At 70.0% G+C, this 21905-nt stretch carries 18 protein-coding genes; 10 read left to right on the forward strand and 8 right to left on the reverse strand.

The features are described 5' to 3' along the window. Nucleotides 1-13 precede the first annotated feature (13 nt). Nucleotides 14-2413 (reverse strand): heavy metal translocating P-type ATPase, encoded by a 2400-nt coding sequence (locus VFK57_24835; protein HET7698968.1) that lies wholly within the window; start codon nucleotides 2411-2413, stop codon nucleotides 14-16. Between the two features lie 34 nt (nucleotides 2414-2447). Then, complete coding sequence (locus VFK57_24840) at nucleotides 2448-3011, reverse strand: sigma-70 family RNA polymerase sigma factor (protein ID HET7698969.1); 564 nt, start codon at nucleotides 3009-3011, stop codon at nucleotides 2448-2450. Nucleotides 3012-3050: 39 nt separating this feature from the next. On the opposite strand from VFK57_24840, the gene VFK57_24845 reads away from it, so the two are divergent. The 3 genes from VFK57_24845 (at nucleotide 3051) to VFK57_24855 (ending at nucleotide 6061) form a co-directional block, all read left to right on the forward strand. Further along, nucleotides 3051-3437, forward strand: a complete 387-nt coding sequence (locus tag VFK57_24845) for a hypothetical protein (GenBank protein ID HET7698970.1) — start codon at nucleotides 3051-3053, stop codon at nucleotides 3435-3437. 93 nt (nucleotides 3438-3530) lie between these two features. Beyond that, nucleotides 3531-5270 carry a copper resistance system multicopper oxidase gene (locus VFK57_24850; protein ID HET7698971.1) on the forward strand — a complete coding sequence of 580 codons (1740 nt, stop codon included), beginning with the start codon at nucleotides 3531-3533 and terminating at the stop codon, nucleotides 5268-5270. Continuing rightward, nucleotides 5267-6061 carry a copper resistance protein B gene (locus tag VFK57_24855; GenBank protein HET7698972.1) on the forward strand — a complete coding sequence of 265 codons (795 nt, stop codon included), beginning with the start codon at nucleotides 5267-5269 and terminating at the stop codon, nucleotides 6059-6061. The genes VFK57_24850 and VFK57_24855 overlap by 4 nt, the downstream gene beginning before the upstream one ends. Before the next feature lie 4 nt (nucleotides 6062-6065). Here the strand turns inward: VFK57_24855 and VFK57_24860 are convergent, their stop codons facing one another. Then, a complete protein-coding gene (locus VFK57_24860; GenBank protein HET7698973.1) occupies nucleotides 6066-8738 on the reverse strand; it encodes a c-type cytochrome in 2673 nt (890 codons plus the stop codon). A gap of 45 nt (nucleotides 8739-8783) precedes the next feature. On the opposite strand from VFK57_24860, the gene VFK57_24865 reads away from it, so the two are divergent. The 4 genes from VFK57_24865 to VFK57_24880 all read left to right on the forward strand — a co-directional run bounded on the left by VFK57_24865 (nucleotide 8784) and on the right by VFK57_24880 (nucleotide 12058). Then, nucleotides 8784-10412, forward strand: a complete 1629-nt coding sequence (locus VFK57_24865; protein HET7698974.1) for a peptide chain release factor 3 — start codon at nucleotides 8784-8786, stop codon at nucleotides 10410-10412. A gap of 56 nt (nucleotides 10413-10468) precedes the next feature. Then, the gene (locus tag VFK57_24870; GenBank protein ID HET7698975.1) at nucleotides 10469-11134 is read left to right on the forward strand and encodes an RNA polymerase sigma factor; all 666 of its coding nucleotides are present in this window, start codon (nucleotides 10469-10471) and stop codon (nucleotides 11132-11134) included. 61 nt (nucleotides 11135-11195) lie between these two features. Continuing rightward, nucleotides 11196-11714 (forward strand): DUF4142 domain-containing protein, encoded by a 519-nt coding sequence (locus tag VFK57_24875; protein ID HET7698976.1) that lies wholly within the window; start codon nucleotides 11196-11198, stop codon nucleotides 11712-11714. Continuing rightward, a complete protein-coding gene (locus tag VFK57_24880; protein ID HET7698977.1) occupies nucleotides 11711-12058 on the forward strand; it encodes a cupredoxin family copper-binding protein in 348 nt (115 codons plus the stop codon). The genes VFK57_24875 and VFK57_24880 overlap by 4 nt, the downstream gene beginning before the upstream one ends. On the opposite strand, the gene VFK57_24885 is transcribed toward VFK57_24880, so the two are convergent. Next, on the reverse strand, nucleotides 12055-12987 hold the full coding sequence (locus tag VFK57_24885) for a VWA domain-containing protein (protein HET7698978.1): 933 nt from the start codon (nucleotides 12985-12987) through the stop codon (nucleotides 12055-12057). The two genes, VFK57_24880 and VFK57_24885, sit on opposite strands and share 4 nt — an antisense overlap. A 129-nt stretch (nucleotides 12988-13116) precedes the next feature. Between VFK57_24885 and VFK57_24890 the strand changes: the two genes are divergently transcribed. Beyond that, complete coding sequence (locus VFK57_24890) at nucleotides 13117-13515, forward strand: response regulator (GenBank protein ID HET7698979.1); 399 nt, start codon at nucleotides 13117-13119, stop codon at nucleotides 13513-13515. Nucleotides 13516-13674: 159 nt separating this feature from the next. Then, the gene (locus VFK57_24895) at nucleotides 13675-15267 is read left to right on the forward strand and encodes a PhoPQ-activated protein PqaA family protein (protein HET7698980.1); all 1593 of its coding nucleotides are present in this window, start codon (nucleotides 13675-13677) and stop codon (nucleotides 15265-15267) included. On the opposite strand, the gene pabB is transcribed toward VFK57_24895, so the two are convergent. Further along, nucleotides 15224-16978 carry an aminodeoxychorismate synthase component I gene (pabB, locus tag VFK57_24900; GenBank protein HET7698981.1) on the reverse strand — a complete coding sequence of 585 codons (1755 nt, stop codon included), beginning with the start codon at nucleotides 16976-16978 and terminating at the stop codon, nucleotides 15224-15226. The two genes, VFK57_24895 and pabB, sit on opposite strands and share 44 nt — an antisense overlap. Nucleotides 16979-17144: 166 nt before the next feature. On the opposite strand from pabB, the gene VFK57_24905 reads away from it, so the two are divergent. Further along, nucleotides 17145-18056: a universal stress protein gene (locus VFK57_24905; GenBank protein HET7698982.1), complete on the forward strand. Its 912-nt coding sequence runs from the start codon at nucleotides 17145-17147 to the stop codon at nucleotides 18054-18056. A gap of 33 nt (nucleotides 18057-18089) precedes the next feature. Here VFK57_24905 and VFK57_24910 read toward each other — a convergent pair whose 3' ends face one another. Genes VFK57_24910 through VFK57_24920 form a run of 3 tightly spaced genes read right to left on the reverse strand, consistent with a single transcriptional unit; the run spans nucleotide 18090 to nucleotide 21844 of the window. Beyond that, the gene (locus VFK57_24910; protein HET7698983.1) at nucleotides 18090-20564 is read right to left on the reverse strand and encodes an HAD-IC family P-type ATPase; all 2475 of its coding nucleotides are present in this window, start codon (nucleotides 20562-20564) and stop codon (nucleotides 18090-18092) included. A 16-nt stretch (nucleotides 20565-20580) separates the two neighbouring features. Next, nucleotides 20581-21237 carry a BON domain-containing protein gene (locus VFK57_24915; protein HET7698984.1) on the reverse strand — a complete coding sequence of 219 codons (657 nt, stop codon included), beginning with the start codon at nucleotides 21235-21237 and terminating at the stop codon, nucleotides 20581-20583. Between the two features lie 16 nt (nucleotides 21238-21253). After that, complete coding sequence (locus VFK57_24920) at nucleotides 21254-21844, reverse strand: VIT1/CCC1 transporter family protein (GenBank protein HET7698985.1); 591 nt, start codon at nucleotides 21842-21844, stop codon at nucleotides 21254-21256. Nucleotides 21845-21905 lie beyond the last annotated feature (61 nt).

Below are 21905 nucleotides of genomic sequence, written 5' to 3' on the forward strand. Positions count from 1 at the left end.
TTCACGCCGGGGGTCACAACGACACGCGCCGCAGGCGCAGCGCGTTGCCGATCACCGACACGGAGCTGAACGTCATGGCGGCGCTCGCGATCATCGGGCTGAGGAGGAGCCCGAACACGGGATACAGCACGCCGGCCGCGACCGGCACGCCGATCACGTTGTAGACGAAGGCGAAGAACAGGTTCTGCCGGATGTTCGTCATCGTCGCGCGGCTGAGGCGCCGGGCGCGGACGATGCCGGCCAGGTCTCCTTTGACGAGCGTGACGCCCGCGCTTTCGATCGCGACGTCCGTGCCGGTGCCCATCGCGATGCCCACGTCAGCCTGGGCGAGCGCCGGCGCGTCGTTGATGCCGTCGCCCGCCATCGCGATGCGGCCGCCGCCGCGCTGCAGCTCGCGCACCACCTCCGCTTTGCGCGCCGGCAGGACGTCCGCTTCGACGCGGTCGATGTTCACGGCGCGCGCGACGTGGTCCGCCGTCGCCCGGCTGTCTCCGGTGAGCATCACCACCCGGATGCCGTCCTCGTGCAGCGCCTTGATCGCGTCCGCCGCCCCCTTCTTGATCGGATCCGCCACCGCCAGCACGCCCGCCGCCGCGCCGTCGATGGTGACGAACATCGCCGTCTGTCCCTGCGTGCGCAGCTGCTCCGCCTGCTGCGCGAAGCCGCCGGGGTCGATGCGCCTGGTCTCGAGGTGGGTGAGATTGCCGACCGAGACGTCCCGGCCGGCGACATGCCCCGCGACCCCCTGACCGGTCGTCGACTGGAACCCGGCGACCTTTTCGAACGCCAGTCCGCGTTCCTGCGCCGCGGCCGCGATTGCCGTGGCGAGCGGGTGCTCGCTCACGTGCTCCACGCTCGCGGCAAGCCGCAGCAGCTCGTTCGCATCGACGCCCGGCGCCGGAATCACGTTCACCAGCCGCGGGCGTCCTTCAGTCAGCGTCCCGGTCTTGTCGACGACGAGGGTCGTCACCTTCTCGAGGACCTCGAGCGCTTCCGCGTCGCGGAACAGCACGCCCGCTTCCGCTCCTCGGCCCGTGCCGACCATGATCGACATCGGCGTCGCCAGCCCGAGCGCGCACGGGCAGGCGATGATCAGGACCGCCACCGCGTTGACCAGCGCATGCGCCAGTCGCGGATCCGGTCCCCACGTCGACCACACGACGAACGTGACGAGCGCCACGCCGATGACGATCGGCACGAACCACGCCGACACCGTGTCGGCCAGCCGTTGGATCGGCGCGCGCGACCGCTGCGCCTCTCCGACCATGCGGACGATCTGGGCGAGCAGCGTGTCCGCGCCGACGCGGCGCGCCTCCATCACCACGCTGCCGGTGCCGTTCACCGTCCCGCCGGTGACGGGGGATCCGGCGATCTTCTCCACCGGGATTGGCTCGCCGGTCACCATCGACTCGTCCACGGTGGTGTGGCCGTCGACGACGACGCCGTCCACGGGGATCCGCTCGCCGGGCCGGACGCGCAGCCGATCGCCCGGATGCACGTGCTCGAGCGGAATGTCGGCCTCGGCGCCGTCCGCGCCGATCCGGCGCGCCGTCTTCGGCGCGAGCCCCAGCAGGTTGCGGATCGCGGCGCCGGTGCGGCCTCGCGCGCGCAGTTCGAGCACCTGTCCGAGCAGCACGAGGACGACGATGACCGCGGCGGGTTCGAAGTAGACCGCCACCTGCCCGTGCATCCGAGACGCCTCGGGGAACACCCCCGGCGCGATCGTTCCGACGACGCTGTAGACGAACGCCGCGCCGACGCCGAGCGCGATCAGCGTGAACATGTTCAGGTGACGGCTGACGATCGAGGCCCAGCCGCGCTCGAAGAACGGCAGGCCGCCCCAGAGCACGACCGGCGCGGCGAATGCCATCTCGATCCAGTTCCTCCAGCCGTGCGGGAGCAGCGTCTGCAGCGGATCTCCGGGCAGCAGCTCCGACACCATGAACGCCAGAATCGGCAGGGTCAGCGCAAACGAGATGCGGAGCCGCCGCGTCATGTCGTCCAGCTCGGGGTTCCCCTCGTCGACCGAAGCGTCGACGGGCTCCAGCGCCATGCCGCAGATCGGACACGACCCCGGTCCGATCTGGCGGATCTCGGGGTGCATGGGACAGGTGTATTCCGTCTGCGCGGCGGGAGCCCCGTGCGCCGGCCCGGCGTGCGCCGCGGGCTGAGGCGGCGCCGCCGGCGGCCCGGCTGGCGCAGCCGGATGCTTGCGGTGCAGCGTCACCGGCGCGGCCATCGCCGCAGGCGGGCGCCCGGGCCCCAGATAGAGGTCCGGATTGGCGTCGAACCTGGCTTGACAGCCTTTCGAACAGAAATAGTAGGTCTTGCCCGCGTGCAGGCTCGATCCCGCGGCCTTCGCGGGATCGACCACCATGCCGCAGACGACGTCGCGCTCCATGTGCGTCTCCATTCTCCGCTTCTCTGCCAGGGAAACGCAGCAGCGGTCAGTTCATTACATGCGCGCGGCAGGTGCAATCGACGCAGCCGTGCTCGGCACAGGTGCCGCAGGACTGCGTCACCCGCTTGCGGAGCGCCTCGCGGGCGCGAAAGACGCGCACGCCGGCATTGCTGGCGGTCAGCCGACGGGTCTCGGCGAAGGTCTTGACCGGCAGCCCCTCGACGTCGACGCTGCGCAGCACGTCGGCGTATTCGGGCTTCAGCGTCGCGGCGAGCCGCGTCACGCACGCGCAGATCTCCGCGGCCATGTCCGGCGCCGGCTCGTGCCGGGTCTCCAACTCCCTGGCAAAGGCCTCCATCGCCCGGCCGGCGGCCCCGCGCCGCCGGTGATAGTCGATCGCGGCGTTGCGCAAGGTTCGATAGAACCACGGCACGATCGCTTCGTCCTGCAGCGTCTCGACGCGCTCGAGATTGCGCGTGAACGCCTCCTGGAGAATGTCTTCGGCGGCGCCGCGATCGCCCACCTTGCGCTCGAGGTACCGCAGGAACGCGCGATGATTCTCGAGCAGCGTCTGCAGCGCGGCGGGCGGGTCGGCAGCGTCCTCTGGCATCCGATCAGTATAGGGCGCGCGACGGGCTATACTCGAACGGTGCGGGATCGTTGGCACCGGTTGACGGCGGCGGCGCTCGTGTTCCTGTTCGCGATGTGCGCGGGCGCGGATGTGTTGTGCGCGGCGCCGTGCCGCACCGCCGCCCAGCCGGTCGGCGACACCTCGTCCGCACCCGCCGCTCACTGCCAGTCGATGCCCTCACCTGCCGACGCGGTGCGATTCACCCCGGCGAACTCCTGCACGGGCGAACATGGCGTGCTGGCGCCGGCAGAGGTCACGTCGCGCCGCGCCGTCGCCGACACCCCGGCCGCGCTGCCGCTGCCGTCGTCACTCTGGCCGCACCTCGGGCACTCCCTGTTCGACGGGACGGCGGCCCGCGCGCCGCATCCCGGCTCATCCGGTCCGCGTCCTCCGCTCCGCATCTGATCGTCCCGCTCGCCTGACCTCGCGCTCCGGGTGCGCGCGCCTGTAATGCGCCCGCCGGCGGTGCGTGATCCATTCAGCCGTTGAGAGGGAGACATGCGGGAACACGAGATTTCGAGAAGAACGTTCGTCACGGGGCTCGCCGCCGGCGGCGCGCTCGCGGCCGCAGGCGTGTGGCAGCCGCGGCTGTCGGCGCAGACCGGCGCCGCGCGCGAGTTGTCCGGCAGCACGTTCGACCTGCGCATCGGAGAGACTCCGGTGGATTTCACCGGCCGGGGGCGGATCGCCTATACCGTCAACGGATCGCTGCCCGCGCCGACGCTGCGGTGGCGCGAAGGGGACACCGTCACGCTGCGCGTGCACAACGCGCTCGCGCACGAGGACACGTCGATTCACTGGCACGGCATCCTGCTGCCCGCCAGCATGGACGGCGTTCCAGGACTGAGCTTCGCGGGAATCCGTCCAGGTGAGACCTTCACCTACCGGTTCACGGTGAAGCAGCACGGCACCTACTGGTACCACAGCCACTCCGGCTTCGATGAGCAGCGCGGTCTGTATGGGGCGTTGATCATCGACCCGGCGTCGCCCGGGCGCCGCTCCTGCGACCGCGAGCACGTGGTGCTGCTCTCCGACTGGACCGACGCGGATCCGCGGACCGTTCTCGCTAAGTTGAAGAAGCAGTCCGACTACTTCAATCGCAACCAGCGCACGGTCGGCGACTTCGTGCGCGACGTGCGCCGGCAGGGGCTCGGGGCGGCGCTCGCGGACAGGCGCATGTGGAACCAGATGCGGATGAAGTCCACGGATCTCGCCGACGTGACCGGCAGCACCTACACGTATCTGATGAACGGCGCGGCGCCGAACGCCAACTGGACCGGACTCGTCGCGCGCGGCGAGCGGGTGCTGCTGCGGTTCATCAACGGATCGGCGCAGACCTACTTCGACGTGCGCATTCCCGGCCTCAAGTTGACCGTCGTCGCGGCCGACGGCCAGCCGGTGCGGCCCGTCGAAGTGGACGAGTTCCGCATCGCCACGGCCGAGACCTACGACGTCATCGTCGAACCTTCGGATCAGGACGCGTACACGATCTTCGCGCAGTCGCTGGATCGGAGCGGCTTCGCCGCCGGCACGCTCGCCGTCCGCGCCGGACTCCGTGCGGCGGTTCCCCCGCTCGATGCCCGGCAGGAATTGACGATGGCGGACATGGGACACGGCGCCGCCGCGCCCGCTGCTGCGGATCCACACGCCGGGCACCACATGCCGCAGCCGGACCCTCATGCCGGGCACGCGATGCCGGCGGCGGAGGCGGCCGTTCAGCAGCACCCGCCCACCGAGCGCGGCAATCCGCTGGTCGACATGCAGGCGATGCATCCGGTGCCGCGGCTGGACGATCCGGGCGTCGGCCTTCGCGGCAACGGCCGGCGCGTGCTCACCTACGCCGACCTGCAGAGCGCGTTCGATGACCCGGACGGCCGGGAGCCGGTGCGGACGATCGAGATGCACCTCACCGGGCACATGGAGAAGTTCACCTGGTCGATCGACGGCGTGGAGTTCGCCGATGCGCACCCGGTCCATCTGAAGTACGGCGAGCGCGTCCGAATCGTGCTGGTGAACGACACGATGATGTCGCACCCCATTCACCTTCATGGCATGTGGAGCGACCTCGAGGACGAGCAGGGGGCCTTCAAAGTGCGCAAGCACACCATCGACATGCCACCCGGCACGAGGCGCAGCTATCGCGTCCGCGCCGACGCGCTCGGCCGGTGGGCGTTCCATTGTCATCTGCTCTACCACATGGAGTCGGGAATGTTTCGTGAAGTGCGGGTGGAAGAATGAGCCGGCGCGCTCTGGTTCCGCTCTCGATCGCGGTGCTGTGCGGCGCACTCGCCGCGACTGCCTCCGCGCAGCAGCCGCTCCCGAAGGAGCCGATCCCGCCGGTGACGGAGGCCGACCGCGAGGCCGCCTTTCCACAAGGGCTCGACGGGCACGCGGTCCACGATCGCCGCATCAACTACTTCGTGCTGTTCGATCAGCTCGAGTGGCAGAGCGGATCGGGCCGCGGACTGAACCTCGACAACACCACGTGGATCGGCGGCGACATCGATCGCGTCTGGCTGCGCGGCGAGATGGACGCCGACGAGGGGCGCGTCGATCACGCGTCAGTGCACGCGCTCTGGGGTCACAGCATCTCGCGATGGTGGGATGTGGTCGCCGGCGTGCGTCAGGACTTTCGCCCCGGCGATCCGCGGACCATGGCCGCCGTCGGCATCCAGGGACTCGCGCCCTACTGGTTCGACGTGCAGGCGACCGCGTACGTGGGAGGCGGAGGACGCACCTCGGTCCGCCTCGAAGCCGAGTACGACATGCTGCTGACCAATCGCCTCATCGCGCAGCCGCTCGTCGAGATCGAGCTCCATGGCAAGACGGATCCGGCGCGGCAGATCGGTGCCGGCCTGAGCACGATCGAAACAGGCGTGCGCGTGCGCTACGAATTCCGGCGGGAGCTCGCGCCGTACATCGGCGTGACGTGGTCGAGAAAGACGTTCGGCACCGCCGATTTTGCGCGAGCCGTCGGCGAGGATCCGAGCCGCGTCCGCATGACCGTGGGCCTGAGGACCTGGTTCTAGGCGCTCACTGGCCGCCGCGCAGCAGCTGCGTGAGCTCGGGGATCGTCCACGGACGCGCGCGTCCGGCAGTGTCGCGGCGCGTGCGCGCGACGTCGGCCGGCGCAATCGGCGCCGCGGTGTGGCCCCATTCGCGCCGGATGTAGGTCAGCACGGCAGCGATCTCCTCATTGCTCAGCACGCTGCCGAGCGGCGGCATGAGCGCGACCGCCCCTTCCTTGCCGTGCAGCACGATGCGCGCGGGGATCGTCGGGTTGGCGGCCAGCGCGAACTCGGATCCGATGAGCGGCGGCGCCAGTTTTTCGAGGCCGCGGCCGTCCGCCTGATGACACGGCTGGCACAGGTTCTGGTACGTCGCCCGGCCGGCGTCGAACCGGGCCTGCTGCTCGGCCGTCAGCGGGGTGACGGGCGGCCCGGCAGACGGCTTTCCCGGCCATTCGAGCCGGGCGAGGACGTCCGCGGCGCGCGAGGCGAGCTCACCGGACTTCGCCGCGGCGACTGCGGCCAGCGCCGGTTCGCGCGTGAGCTTCACCGGCGGACGGGCGGCGCCCCGCCCGCGGCCCCGTCCGGCCTGGAGCCCGGCGGATCGCGCCGCCAGCTCGTTGTCTGCCTCGGTCGCCTGGTTCGGAAACGCGGCCGCGCCGCCCGGACCCGCGCGGCCGCCCGGGCAGGTCGGACACGGCGCGTCTGGAGGCGGCGTCCCCCGGCCGCGCCCCCGGCCGGCTCCGCCGGGCGCCGCGGCGCCGAGCAGCGCCACTTCCGCCCCGCGCAGCAGCGCCGAGCGTTGCCACATCGGGCGGGCGCCGTCGGCAATCGCATCGAACACGCGCTGCAAGGCCGCATCGTCGCCGGCCGCGACCAGCGTCGCGGTCAGCATCGTCATGGCAGCCGCGCGCTGCGGCGTCTCGTCGCCGGCCCGCAGCAGCATCTCGAGGACGGCGAACTCGCTGCCGCGCAGGCCGCTGAGCGCCGCATCCATCGCCACCGGATCCAGCGCGTGCCGCTCCAGCAACGAGGCGATCGCGGGTTCCTTCGCGCCGCGCGGCAGCTCCCCCGCCGACGCCGCCAACTGCTGCCGGACGCCCCAGTCAGGGTCGGACATCAGCGCGAGCGCCGCGCCCTGCATCGCCGCGTCTGCCTGCCGGAGCCAGCGTTCGGACAATCGGAGCGCCGACACGCGGACGTCGCGCGACGGATGCGCGAGCGCCTGCGTCACGAGCCCGGCGTCGAGGCTGTCGAGGCCGTCGAGCGTCCACAGTGCGTGCAGGCGCGTGCGCGGTGCCGGCGCCTCGGCCGCGAGCTTCTTCAGCGGCTCGACGGCAGCGCTGTCGGCGCGCTGCACGAGCAGTTGCTGGGCCGTGTCCCGCCACCAGCCGTTGGGGTGCGACAGCGTGTCGATCAGCGACGCCGTGGTCGCGCGGCTCAGCGAGGGGCTCGGTCCGCGGCGCGTGCTCTCGTGCACGACGCGCCAGATGCGGCCGTGCCTCAACGGCTGTTCCAGCGCGCGAGACAGAATCTGATCGCGCAGGTACTCGGTGATGTAGGCGCGGTGCTGGACGACCCCGCGATACATGTCGACCACGTAGAGCGTGCCGTCGGGTGCGGACGAGAGAAACACCGGCCTGAACCGCTCGTCGGTGGACGCCAGGAACTCCGATCGCTCGTAGGCCTTCCGCCCCCGCAGCGTCGTCCCGTCGTCGCTGACCACGACACGGCTGACGACGTTGCCGGCGGGCTCGGCGAGGAAGACGTTTCCGTACAGCTCCGCCGGCAGCCGGTCCCCCCGATAGACGGTGGGCGCGCAGACGGCGGTGAAGTGCGCGAGTGTCCCGTCCGGTCGCAGAATGCCGGCCTGGTACCCGCGATTCACGCCGGGAGTGGGGCGCGCGGGCCATACCTCGTTCAGGTCGGTGTTCGGCGCGCCGAGGAACTCGTAGCTGCCGCGGGTGCGCGTCAGCGCCGTGCTGCGGGCGTAATAAGGCGTCGGCACGAGATCCACGTGCAGCGCCGACTCGTTCGAGTTCCTGAAGATGCGCCCGGCATCGTCCTGCGAGGCGCCCCACTGCCCCCGGGCGATCGTCCGGCGGACTTCGAACGTGCCGTTCCTGAACCGCAGGTAGGTATCGACTTCCGACGTGTGAATCCAGTTGTCGAGCGCCCACAGCAGCGTGTTCGCGTTGTGCTCGACGTTGGCCTCGCGGCGGCCGTAGGCCGCGGTCACCGGCTCCTTCGTGTCCGCCTTGCCGTCGCCGTTGGTGTCGCGCATGTACCAGAGGTTCGGCGGCTCGGCGACGAGCACCCCTTTGTCGAGCACCTTCAGCGCGCGCGGCAGGACGAGTCCCTCGGCGAAGACCGTGCGCTTGTCCATGCGGCCGTCGCGATTGGCGTCTTCGAGCATCACCACGCGCCCGCTCGGGTCGTGCTCGCTGGTCGCGCGGATGTCCGTCATGTAGCCGAGCATCTCGATCGCCCAGAGCCGTCCGTCGGCGTCCCAGTCGATCACCACCGGATCCTGGATGAGCGGCTCGCTGGCGACGAGCTCGAGGCGATAGCCCGCCGGCAGCTTCATCGTGTCGAGCTCGTCGGCGGGCGACAACACCGGGGCCTCGCGGGTCGCCGCGCGCTGCAGGTCGGCGCCTGCCGCGAGCAGCAGAACGATGCCGATTGTCCAAAGCCTCATCTCTGCGCCATCATAATTCGGTACACTATTCAGTACACTCTTCCGATGACCAGTCCGACGCCAGAGGTGCCGGCGGGCGCCGAGGCGCTCGGCGAGATCGAAACCCGGGCGCGCGAGATCGCGCGGCGCCGCACCTTCGCCATCATTTCCCATCCCGACGCGGGCAAGACGACGCTGACGGAAAAGCTGCTGCTGTACGCGGGCGCGATCGAGCTGGCGGGGGCGGTGCGGGGGCGGAAGTCGCAGCGCCACGCGGTGTCGGACTTCATGGAGATGGAACAGCAGCGCGGGATCTCGATCAGCGCCGCGGCCCTCGAATTCGAGCTCGACGGCCATCACGTGACGCTGCTGGACACGCCGGGCCACCAGGATTTCAGCGAAGACACCTACCGCACGCTCCTGGCCGTCGACAGCGTCGTGATGGTGCTGGACGCCGCCAAGGGGATCGAGCCGCAGACGCGGAAGCTGTTCGAGGTCTGCCGCCAGCGCGGACTCCCGGTCCTCACGTTCATCAACAAGCTGGACCAGCCGTCGCTCGATCCGTTCGAGCTCCTCGATCAGATCGAACGCGTGCTGGGGATTGCGGCGGCGCCGATGAACTGGCCGCTGGGGGACGGCGTCGATTTCGCCGGTGTGTACGACCTGGAGAAGAACACCGTTCTCCTCTACGAGCGCGGCGCGCGCGGACAGCGCACCGAGCCGGTCACGGTCGAGGATCCGACCGACGCGGCGCTGGGGGAGATGATCGGCGCCGAACGGCAGCGCCACCTGATCGACGCGGTCGAGATGATCTCCGGCGCCGGAACGCGCTTCGATCTGGAGGCGTACCGGGCCGAGCGGCAGACGCCGGTGTTCTTCGGCAGCGCGTTGAATGACTTCGGCGTCGAGCCGTTCCTCCGCGCGCTGCTGGCGCTCGCCCCCAGCCCGGCGCCGCGGCCGGCCGAGCACGGGACCGTCCACCCGGCGGACCCCGACTTCTCGGGGTTCGTGTTCAAGATGCAGGCGAACATGAATCCGCGCCACCGCGATCGCGTCGCCTTCGTCCGCGTCTGTTCGGGGCGTCTGTCGAAGGACATGGCCGCGGTGAACGAGCGGCAGGGCACGACGATCCGGCTGTCGCGCGTCTACCGGTTCTTCGGACGCGATCGTGAGACGGTGCCGGAGGCATATCCGGGGGACGTCATCGGCCTGGTCAATCCCGGGCGGCTGGCGATCGGGGACACGATCTACTCCGGCCGGCGGGTGAAGTTCCCGCCCATTCCGCAGTTCCCCGCCGAACGGTTCGCCTACCTGCGTCCGGCGGACGTCCGGCACAAGCGGTTCGACGAGGCCGTGCAGCAGCTCGAGGAGGAAGGGCTGATGCAGGTCTTCACGCCGCAGACCGGGCTTCGCCACCCGATCGTCGGGGTGGTCGGTGCGCTCCAGTTCGACGTCATCGAGGCGCGGCTGCAGTCGGAGTACGGCATCAAGGCGGTTCTCGAGCCGCTGCCCCACGTCACGGCCCGCTGGCCGCTGCCGCAGTCGGAAAGCGCCAGGCCGCTGTCGCTGACCACCTCGGGCGCGCTGCCGCTGAAGGATCGGCTCGACCGCGACGTCATCCTGTTCGAGTCGGTCTGGGAGCTGCGCTACGTGTCGGAGGCAAACCCCGACTACAAGTTCGTGGACACGCTGTAGGGGCCGAGGGGCTCCGGGAACGCGCGCGAGGGTTCCTGCATCCAATAGTCAGGACCATGTCAGCCCCAGCAGATGCCCTGCTCGCCTCCCGCACGGCGGACGGCGACGAGGAAGCGTTCGAAGCGCTGATGCGGCGCTTCAATCAGAAGCTCTTCCGCGTCGCCCGCTCGATCCTGAAGAACGACGCGGATGCCGAAGACGTCCTGCAGGAGGCGTATCTGCAGGCCTACCGCCGCATGAGCGATTTCCGCGGCGACGCCCAGCTCGGCACGTGGCTCACGCGCATCGTCATCAACCAGGCGCTCATGCGGCTGCGCGCAGACAAGCGGGATCGCGTCGTGGTCTCGTTCAGCGGCAGCGGGGACGACGAGCGGGACCTCGGGGCCGAGATCGCGGACGAGAAGGCGGAGTCGCCGACCGACGCGGCGCTCCGCGGAGAGATCCGCCGGCTGCTCGAACATCATATCGACGCGCTGCCGATGCCGATGCGCACCGTGCTCGTCATGCGCGACGTCGAGGAGATGTCCGTGCAGGAGACGGCCGACTGCCTGGGCATTCCGCCGGCCACGGTGCGGACGCGGCTGTTTCGCGCCAGAGCGATGCTGCGCGACATGCTGGCGCGCGACACCGATGCCGCAACCCTCGGCCTGTTCGGCTTCGACGGGGTGCGCTGCGACCGCATCGTCGCCGGCGTGCTGGCGCGCATCCGCGCGGCAGGCTGAACGCCCCGGGGGGAACATCCGCGCTCCGCCCTGCATCGAATGAGCAGGAAAAGGAGCCCGAATGAAGACAGCACTCATCGCGGCCGGCGCTTTCTGCCTCTGCGCCGCCGCCGCATCCGCACAAACGATCAACGACGCGCAGATCGCGTCGATCGTCGTTACCGCCAACCAGGTCGACGTCGACGCCGGCAGGCTCGCCGCGGCCACCACGCAGAACGCCGAAGTGAAGAAGTTCGCGCAACTGATGGTCACCGACCATAGCGGCGTCAACCGGCAGGCGGTGGATCTGGCGGCGAAGCTGAAGGTGACGCCGCAGGACAACGACACGAGCAGGAGCCTCAAGGCCGGCGGCGAGAAGAACGTGGCGCACCTGAAGACGCTCAAAGGGGCGGCGTTCGACAAGGCCTACGTCGATCACGAGGTCACGTATCACCAGTCCGTGCTCGACGCCCTGGACAAGACGCTGATCCCCAACGCCGCCAATGCGGAGCTGAAGGCGCTGCTCGTCAAGGTGCGGCCGGCCTTCGTGGCGCATCTCGAGCACGCGAAGCACCTGCAGGGATCCCTGGGGAAGCCATGACCGCGCGAGCCCTGGCGCTGCCGATCCTCGCAATGGCCTTCGCCGCGTGGATCGGCGGCGCCGCGCTCGACGCCCAGCGCGGCCCGGCGCGGAAACGAGGGACGCACACGGTCACCATCGACGGTGCGCAGTTCAGTCCGGCGACGCTGACCGTGAAAGCCGGTGACACCGTCGTGTGGGTGAACAAGGACATCCTCGCGCACACCGCGACGGCGGCGAAGGGAGCCTTCGATTCGAACGTGATTCAGCCGGGGAAGTCGTGGCGCTTCGTGGCGAAGGCGAAGGGACGGTTTCCCTATACCTGCGCGTTCCACCCGATGAACGGCACGCTGATCGTCCGTTAGCCTCCGAAATAGCCGGCGCGCGCCTTCACCGTGATGGCCGGGCGCCGGACTTTCACGTCGATCCGCCGCCACTGCGGATCGTCGGCGGCCTCGATCCCCAGCAGATACTGGTGACGCAGATCGGCGACGAGCGCCGCCGCGGCCATCACCGTCTGGCCGACCGAGCTCGCAAACGCGAACTGGCCGCCCGTCCACGCCGCCAGGTCGCGCAGGTCGGCGGCATCGGCTTCGCGGGCGGCGGCGCGGTGAGCCGCCTCGAACTGCTCGGACGGCGGAACCGTGGCGACGACATAGACGGGCACGTCGATCGACGCGGCGATGCCGGACACTTCACCCGCCGACAGGCGGCTGCTCGTATCGGCGCCATCGGTCAGCACGACGATGGCTTTGCTCGATCCGGCGCGCCCGGCCAGCCGCCTCGCGGTCGCGGCCGTGGCGTCGTAGAGGGACGTCGATCCGAACGGCTCGAACTCGTCGAGGCCGTCGGCCAGGCTCTTGATGTCGCGCGTGAAGCCGCGGCGCTCGTGCAGCGCCTCGTCGAACGCGAACAGGGCGACTTCGTCCCGCCCGCCCACCAGCTGCGCCAGCACCGAGTCGTAGGCCTGCCGCGCCATCGCCACCTTGCCGCTCAACCGCATGCTGCCGCTCATGTCCACGAGGATCGCGAGGGTAATCGGGGACTCGCGATCGGCGCGCAGCGACAGGACGCGGCGGAGCTGGCCGTTGTCGCGGATCTCGAAGTCTTCAGGCTTGAGGCCGGTGACCAGCTTGCCCTGGCGATCGCGGACCGACGCGTTGATCGTCACCACGTCGAGCGCGCTGCGGAACGTCGCGCGCGGCGCCTGAGGGTCCTGCGCCGACGACGCTGCCGGCACACCGGCGCACAGGGCCGCGATCGCCGCGGCGGCGGCAAAATGTCTGATGGACATGGTCGTACACTCCGCTCGGACGCGAGCGAATCGGACGCAAGCTGCTGGGGAGGCCAGGATTGTAGCACGAACGGCGCGCGCCGCAGCCGCCGTGCAACGGCGTGAAGTTGTTGTAGACTCTCCGCCCCCATGCCCGACCGGTCGCGCGGCGGCGGAAAGCCGCCCCTAATCCTCGTGGTCGACGACAACCTCGACGCCCGCGAGATGTACTGCACGTACCTGCGGCACGAGGGGTTCGACTGCATCGAGGCGGAGGACGGCGCGGAAGCGCTGCGTCTCACACGCGCCCATCGTCCGGTGGTCGTGCTGATGGACGCCACGATGCCTGGCGTGGACGGCTGGCAGGCGATCCAGCAGCTGCGCTCCGAGCCGGAGCTTCGCGGCACGGCGGTGGTCATGCTGACCGCGCACGCGTTCGACGAGCATCGCCGCCGCGCCGAGGCGGTCGGCGCCGACGCGTTCCTCGCCAAGCCGGTGCTGCCCGACGAACTCGCCAACCAGATCCGCGACCTGCTGCGCCTCGCCTGACCGGAGCGGGCGCGAGCGACAAGCCGCCAAGTGTGGAGGAACGATGAATTCCCTGAGTTTCACCGTCGTCGGCCTGCTCATGGTGGCGGTCCAGGCCGCCTACTACTTCGCGATCGTCTACTTCGCGACGCGACTCGCGATCCGTCACGAGCGGCGGTAATGGTGCGCCTGTCTTCCCGGCTCCGTCCGCTGCCCGCGCTCGTCTTCTTCGTGCTGACCGCCGCGGCGGCATCCGCGCAGCCCGCGCCGCTCGACGCGCTGTGGACGCCGGAGCGGCTGCAGAAGATCCGCGACCGCTCGACGCTGAATCTGCAGATCGTCCCGCGCACGGGCTATTACGAGGTGTTCTACGACTCGGAGGCGGGGGACGCGAAGTGGGCCGACAGCGGTCCGCCGTACGCGGTGCACACCGGGGGGACGATTCGGATCCACGGCTACCTGGCGGCGCCGGCCGGTCCCGCGCCGCGTCCCGCGCTCGTCGTCGGACACGGGCACGGCGGGCACGGCGATCCGGACGTGCCGCGGGCGCTCGCCGCACTCGGCTACGGCGCGTTCTCCATCGACGGACCGCGTTCGGGGCTGTCGACCGGCGGCCCGGAAGATACCGAGCAGGCCTGGATTTCCGTCGAGGAGCAGGCCAATTCTCCGTCGCCCGACGTCAGCTTTCTCTATCATTGGGCCTACGCGGGCATGCGCGCGCTGACGGTACTCGAAGCGCTGGCAACGATCCCCGGCAACCCGCTGCACATCGACGCCTCACGCCTCGGCATCGTCGGCGCCTCGATGGGCGGGCAGCTCACCTACTACGTGAACGGCATCGACGACCGCGTCAAGGCAGCGGTGGGCATCGCGGTGGCGGGCGACTGGCGGAACGTGATGCAGTACGAGGGAGCCTGGCTGTATCACGGCCTCTACTACTACACGCGGGATGGAATGCCGTCGGGACAGGATGCGCTGAACGCGATCGCCGGCTGCGACGATCCGACGCTGCAGACGTTTCTCGACTACTTCGATCCGATCCGGTATGCCCCGACGCAGCACGGCCCGCTGCTGACGATCGTCGGCTCGCACGATCAGTACTTCGTCGCGCCGGGGATCAACACCACCTTCGACGCGGTCGAGTCCGCGGGCACTTCCGATCGCTTCATCAAGCGGTTGTTCATCGCCCCCAACGGCAAGCACGGCGTCGTGGACGGTCCCGACGCGGTGTCGACGATTCTCACCCTGATCGGCACGATCGACGGCTGGCTGAAGTATGCCTTCGAAGCCGGCCCGGTTCCGGTACAGACACCGACGCTGACGACGGCGGCCGGGGGATCGTGGATGGCATTCCGCGTCGCCACGACGGCGGGCGCGGCGCCCGTGCTCGGGATCCGGCTGCACGTCGCCTCGCAAATGGACAGCGTGCCCGACCTCGCCTGCGACTTCGCCACGGTGCCGACCTTCCGGCTCGGATCCGATTTCTACGGATTCGTGCCGATCGGGCAGGCGATGCCGTGCGGTCCGCCGCTCACGCCCGCCAACGTCGTGTACTTCGCATCCGCCACCGACACGGCAGGCTATACGGCAAGCTCGAAGCTGCACTACCGCGGCAGCGAGATGGCGTTCGGCCAGGGATTCGTGCCGCGCATCGAGCATTGGCGCGGCGACGACTTCCCGGTCCCGCCCGCACCGGTCTGCGGCGGCGTGGGGCTGCCGCCACTGTCTGCTACGGCGTCATGGTCGCACGCGTCCAGCCGCTCACGGAATTGACGATCCAGACTGCAGTCGCGGCGGCCAGATCGTCCGGCGTGATGCGGGCGATTTGGATCTCGCCTCTGTCGAGCAGTTCGGCGCGAAACGTGCCGGCGAGCAGTCCGCATTCGACGGGCGGCGTGACTTTTCGTCCGGCAATCTCGGCGACGACGTTGTGCGTGGTGGCTTCGGTGACCTCGCCGGCGGCGTTCCAGAGGATGACGACGTCCGCATCGGGACGCGACGCGCGCGCCGCGTCGTAGACATCGCGCCGCGTCGTCTTGTGGTAGAGGAACACGTCGAGGGCGTCGATCGGGCCCGGGGCGAGCGCCGCGCGAACCGCCGCCGGACCGGGGATCAAATCGCTGACGTCGCAAGCGGCGGCGCCGCTACGGCCGACGCGCAGCCGCACGCGCGCCGGAGCGGTCCGGCCGCGAACCGCGGCGGCGAGCGCGGCGTCCAGCTCTTCACGCCGCAGCGGAACGCCGAAATAGCGCGCCGAGTCCGTGAGGCGCGCGAGGTGACGATCGAGCAGCGCGTATCCGTCCGCCGCGGTCCATTTCATCGTCTCGAGCAGTTCGAACGCCCCGGCATCTGCCCGGGACGCGCCGCTGGTGAGAATCGCCGACTTCAGCAGACACTCCGCGTACTCGTCGCGATCGGTCGAGTCCCACACGATCCCGCTGCCGACGCCGAATTCCGCCCGGCGCGCGGCTTTGTCGATCGTCACCGTTCTGATCGCGACGTTGAAGTGCGCGTCTCCCGCCGGCGTCATGCACCCGATCGCACCGGTGTAGATGCCGCGCGGGGCCGTCTCGAGCGCCCGGATGATACCCATGGAGCTGTGCTTGGGCGCGCCGGTCACCGATCCGGACGGAAACAGCGCCTGGAAGATGCGGGACAGGCGCGGACGCGCCGGTTGATCGAGCTCCGCCGTCACTTCCGATGTCATCTGCCAGTGAGCCGGATAGCGTTCGACGTCGTATAGCGACGTGACCGCGACACTGCCGTACCGGGCGATCCGTCCGAGATCGTTGCGGACCATGTCCACGACCATGACGTTCTCGGCGCGGTTCTTCTCCGACTCGCGCAGCCGCCGCGCTTGCCGCTCGTCGTCTTCGGTGTAGAGGCCCCGCCGCGCCGTCCCCTTCATCGGCCGGCAAGTGAGCCGTCCGTCCACCAGCGAGAAGAACAGCTCCGGCGACGCCGAACAGATGGCATGCGCGTCCGTCTCGACGTAAGCGCCCCACTGCCCTGCCTGCGCACCGGCGAGGCGGCGCATCAGCGATGCCGGGTCGCCGCCGAACGACGCGCCGAGACGGAACGTGAAGTTGATCTGGTAGGTGTCGCCGCCGGCGATCCGTTCCTTGATCGCCTGGATCGCGCTGTCGTACTGCCCCCGGTCGATCGACGGCTGCCAGGCGCCGGCCCGGTGCCCGCATCCGTCCGGCAGGGCGTCGAGCGTGCTGACGTTGGCGGGACGAAACAGACCGAAGCAGACGAGCGGCAGATCCATGGCCCGCGGCCCGACTGGCAGACCGAACGCGGCCGCCGCTTCATACGACACGAAGCCGGCGGCGAACAGACGCTCGCGCCGGACGCGCTCTTCGATCGTGTCGAGACATGCCGTTACCGCGCCGGCGCCGTCCGCATGGACGATCGCAACGGGATCCACGAAGCGGCGCCACGGCCCGCCCCAGGGCGTCTGGATGATGGCCTCGAATGCCACGCGATCATTGTGTGCCGCTCAGCGCCGTTTGGGGACTTTTGCGCGCGCGGTGAAAGATTTCCCGTCGCGCCGCTGGCGGCAAGAGGAGATCGGCCGTCACGGCTCTCGCTGCGGGTGTCCTGCTTCTTGCACCACTTCACGCAGACACTCGCAACGGAGGTGTACGGTGACGGCCATCACGCAGATTCTCTGCCCCGTCGATTTCTCTCCGGTCTCGCGCCGGGCGCTCGACCACGCGCTCGGGGTCGCGCGGTGCTACGGATCCGCCGTGACCGCCCTGCACGTCGTCGCGCCGGCGCCGGTCGTCGTTCCCGTCCCGTACTATGTCGGAGCGGAGGTCGCACCGCCGATGAGGCTCCCGCCGGTGGACCGCGAAAAGGTCGCGGCGGCGCTCCAGTCGTTCGTCGCGGACGAGCAGGCCGGCGGGACACGGGCGGCCGCCCTCATCACCGAGGCGCCGGACGTCTATCGGGAGATCCTGACGCAGGCCGACCGGCTCGACGCGGACCTGATCGTGCTCGGAACCCATGGCCGGTCCGGTTTCGAGCGGCTGTTTCTCGGCTCGACGACCGAGAAGGTGCTGAGGAAGGCGCGCCGCCCCGTCCTGACGGTCCCGCCGCACGCCCCCGACGTGATGCCGCGCGGTCCGGCGCCGTTCACGCGAATCGTCTGCGCCGTCGATTTCTCCGAGTGCTCGGGTGTGGCGCTCGACTACGCCCTGTCGCTGGCGCGCGAGAGCAAAGCGGCGCTGACGCTGCTGCACGTCCTGCAGACGCATCCCCTGTACGCGGACTTCTCGCCCCCGGCCGCCATCGATCTGCAGGCGTGGACGCGTGAGGCGTGCGCCCGGCTGAAGGCAATGGTCTCCGACCCCGACCGCGCCGCCTGCCCGGTCACCGAGGTCTCGCGCGAGGGGATCCCTCACCGCGAGATCGTCGGTCTCGCCGACGCGCTCGAAGCCGACCTGATCGTGATGGGCGTTCGCGGCCGCGGCGCGACGGACCTGCTGCTCTTCGGTTCGACGACGCACCACGTCATCCGCGAGGCACGATGTGCCGTGCTGACGCTGCACAGTTGAGGCATTCCTGTTGTCTGGCTCGGACGCGCGCGCCTATGGAGTTGCCGCGCGGACGGGCCAGACGATCCGCGAGATCGCTTCCGCCAGGCCCCATGACAGGAAGGCGGCAGCGAAGACGACCGCCCACAGCTCCACCGGGATGGCAACGGTCCCGAGGAGATCCGAGACCGCCGGAATCGAAGCCGCAAGAAACTGGATGCCCACCCCGCCGACGACCGCGGCGTGGAGCGAGGGATTCGCGAGCGGGCGCATCCAGGTGTGCCTGGACGGGTAGGTCAGGAAGAGCTGCCCGATCGCGATGACGTGGAACGCCGCGGCTCGCGTGGTCTCGAGGCTGTAGCCCAGCTCCGGGAGCAGGCCGAGCACGCCCAGCGCGATGAGCGCCTTCATCGTGCCCACCGCCGCCACGAAGCGCAGCGAGCTTGGATCCAGCAAAGGGGACCGCGGCGCGCGGGGCGGCTGCTGCATCACGCCCGGCGTGCGATCGAACGCCAGCACGAGCGCCGGGAGGCCATCGGTCACCAGGTTGACCCACAGGATCTGCGCGGCGGTGAGGGGCACCATGAGCGCGCCGGCGGCGTCGCGAAGATCGAGCAGGTAGGCCAGCACCGCGCCCGTCGAAATCAGCAGCACCTCCGACAGATTCGTCGAGAAGAGGAAGCGGAGGAACTTCTGGATGTTCTCGTAGATGCCGCGTCCTTCGGCGACGGCTCCGACGATGGTGGCGAAGTTGTCGTCGAGCAACACCAGGTCCGCGACTTCACGGCTGACATCCGAGCCGCGCTGTCCCATCGCGACGCCGACGTCCGATCGTTTCAGCGCCGGTGCGTCGTTCACGCCGTCGCCGGTCATGGCGACGATCTCGCCCTGCGCCTGCAGCGCCTCGACGAGCTGCAGCTTCTGCTCCGGCCGCACGCGCGCGAAGACGTTCACCTCGGCCAGCGCGGCCTGCAGCGCCGGCCGCTGGTATCCCGCCAGGTCCTCGCCGGTCAGCACGCGCAGCCCGGGAATGCCAATCTGATGCGCGATCGCCAGCGCCGTCTCGGGATGATCTCCGGTGATCATGACGACGCGGATCCCGGCACGGAGCGCCGTCTGGATCGAGGCCGGCACTTCGGGGCGCGGCGGGTCCCAGAAGAGGACCAGCCCGAGCAGCGAGAGGCGATCCTCGGCCTCGCCGGGCGCGTGCGCGAGCGCGAGCACGCGCAGTCCCTCGTGCGCGTACGCCCGGGCCTTCTCCGCCCACGATTCGCGTTCCTCCCCGGACAGCTCGCACCGTTCGAGCAGGACCTCGGGCGCCCCTTTGACGTAGCTGACCGTCGCGCCGCCGTCGCGGACGGTGACGCGCCTGAACTTCCACGCGCTGTCGAACGGCCGCTCGGCGACGACGGGATGAGCGCTGCGCAGCGTCGGAATGTCGACGCCGTTCGCGGCAGCATAGCGAAGCAGCCCGAGGTCGAGCGGATCGCCGGTTCCCGTCGAGAGCTCCGCGTCGTTGGCCAACGTGATCGCGATGAGGGCACGCAGCCTGTCCGGCGCATCCAGCGACCGCACGTCCATCCGGCTCTCGGTCAGCGTGCCGGTCTTGTCGGTCGCGATGACGGTGACGGATCCCAGCGCTTCGACCGCCGAGAGGCGGCGCACCACGGCGCGCTGCCGCGCCATGCGCTCGACGCCCAGCGCCAGCGCGACGGTGAGGATGGCCGGCAGCCCTTCGGGGACGGCGGCCACGGCCAGCGCGACGGCGAAGATGATCGTCTGCGGCGCGCGGCTGAGACCCTCGGCGGCGATGCCGAGCACGCACAGCACCGCGGCGATGCCGAGCACCCACCGCGCGATCTGGCGGCCGAAGGCATCGACCCGCCGCTCGAGCGGCGTCTTTCCCAGCTGGATCTCGCCGAGCATCGCGGCGAGGCGCCCCATCGCACTGCGCGGGCCGGTCCGGGTCACGTGCAGGAACGCCTTGCCGCGGACGAGCAGCGTTCCGCTGAACGCCTCGTCGCCGGCCGCCTTGTCGACCGGGACCGACTCGCCCGTCAGAATCGACTCGTCGACGAGCGTGCCGGCCGCGTCTTCGAGCGTGCCGTCGGCCGGAACGCGATCGCCGGCCTCGAGACGCACTGCGTCGTCGGGCACCAGCGCGTGCGTCGGCACGCGGACGAGCTCGCCGTCACGCAGCACCCATGCCTGCGCGCCGGCGAGCGCTTTGAGGTGGGCCAGCGCCGCTTCGGCGCGCTGTTCCTGGTAGACGCCGAGGGCGGCGTTGAACAGCAGAATCACCGCGATGGCGCTCGCCTCGAGCGGCCATCCGTGCCCTCCCTCGTACACCCACAGGCCGGCATCGAATGCCAGGGCGCACAGGAGAATGAAGATCAGCGGGCTGTTGAACTGCCGCCCGAATCGTCGCCAGAGCGGCTCGGGACGCGGCTCCGGCAACGCATTCGGGCCGACGCGCGCCAAGCGGTCGAGCGCCTCGGCGGACGACAGCCCGCGGCCGGCAGCCGTCATGGAGCGGTGCGTGCGCTCAACGCACGATGTTCAGGCGATTGTCGACGCTCGACACGCCGGGCGCCGACCACGCCGCCTCGACCGCTTCGTAGCGCTCGCGCGGCGACCTGACGTTGCCGGTGAGAATGACGCGGCCGTCCTGCGCCTCGACGCGGATGCCCCGCGCCTCGAGGTCGGCATGACGATGCAGCGCCTCGACAATCCGCGCCCGCACGTCTGCCGGCGAGAGCTTCGGCCGGATCTCGATCTCGTTGCTGATCCCGCGCACGCCGCGGAGCTGGTCCACCGCTCTCTCGGCCGCCACCTTCTGGAACATCCATTCCACGCCCCCGACCAGCGTAATGTGGCCGTCTCGAACCGTCACGCCGATGCCGTGCGGAACGTCGCTGTGGGCGTCGAGCGCCTGCACGGCGTCGCGCGCGATGTCGGCGTCGATGCGTTCGTCGGCAATCTTCACCTGGAGGTCGTTGGCGATGCCGCGGACGCCGTAGACACGGCTGGCGGAGCGTTCGGCGGCGATCTTGGCGCTGTAGGACTCCACGTATCCGGTCAGCGTGACGATCCCATCCTGCGCCGACACCCCGACCATCGCGTCGTCGACGGAGGGTTCCCACGCGAGCTGCCGGCTGACCGCCTCAGCCAGATCGCGGTCCAACTGTGTAATCGTAGTCATGGTCCCTGCTCCTTCATTACCCGTCCCGCAGCAGCGATGCCGCCGCCGCGCCGCTGCCGTACGCGGCCAGCGCCACCGATCCGCCGAGCAAGAGCATCTCCAGTCCGCCGACCCACCACCGATCAGCGGTGACCATGGCGCGCAGCGCGCCGACGGTGAACAGCATCGCAAAGGTGAGCACGACGGACAACGCGAACGCAAGCTCCACGCCGATGGTGAACGGCGCCAGCGGCACGGCGCCGGCGGCGACGAACGCCAGCAGCGTCATCGCGCCGTGTCTCGCGGGATGCGCCTCTTCCGGCAGGCGTTGCTGGGCGGCCAGCGCGCTCTCGTGAGCGCGGATGCTCAGGTAGTTCCCCACGCCCATCGAGAGTCCGTCGGCAAAGAGGTTGGCGCTGCCGAGGATGAGCATCGCGCGCGGCGACAGCCCGCCTCCGACGGCGCCGACCACGACGGCGAAGGTGGTGATGAGACCGTCGTTCGCGCCATAGACGACGTCGCGGATGTAATGCCGGACGATCGCCAATGCGCCGACCGGCTCGCCGTCGCTCCGCTGCGCGCGCCGAAGACGCCGGATGACCAGACCCTCGAAGATCGGTAGTCGCACAGAAACTCCCTCGACCCGCCCAGGGAGCAGGAGGGATGCCACTTGCGCCGCGGGCATCTCG

Source organism: Vicinamibacterales bacterium (assembly GCA_035699745.1).
In the GTDB taxonomy this organism is placed as follows: domain Bacteria; phylum Acidobacteriota; class Vicinamibacteria; order Vicinamibacterales; family 2-12-FULL-66-21; genus JAICSD01.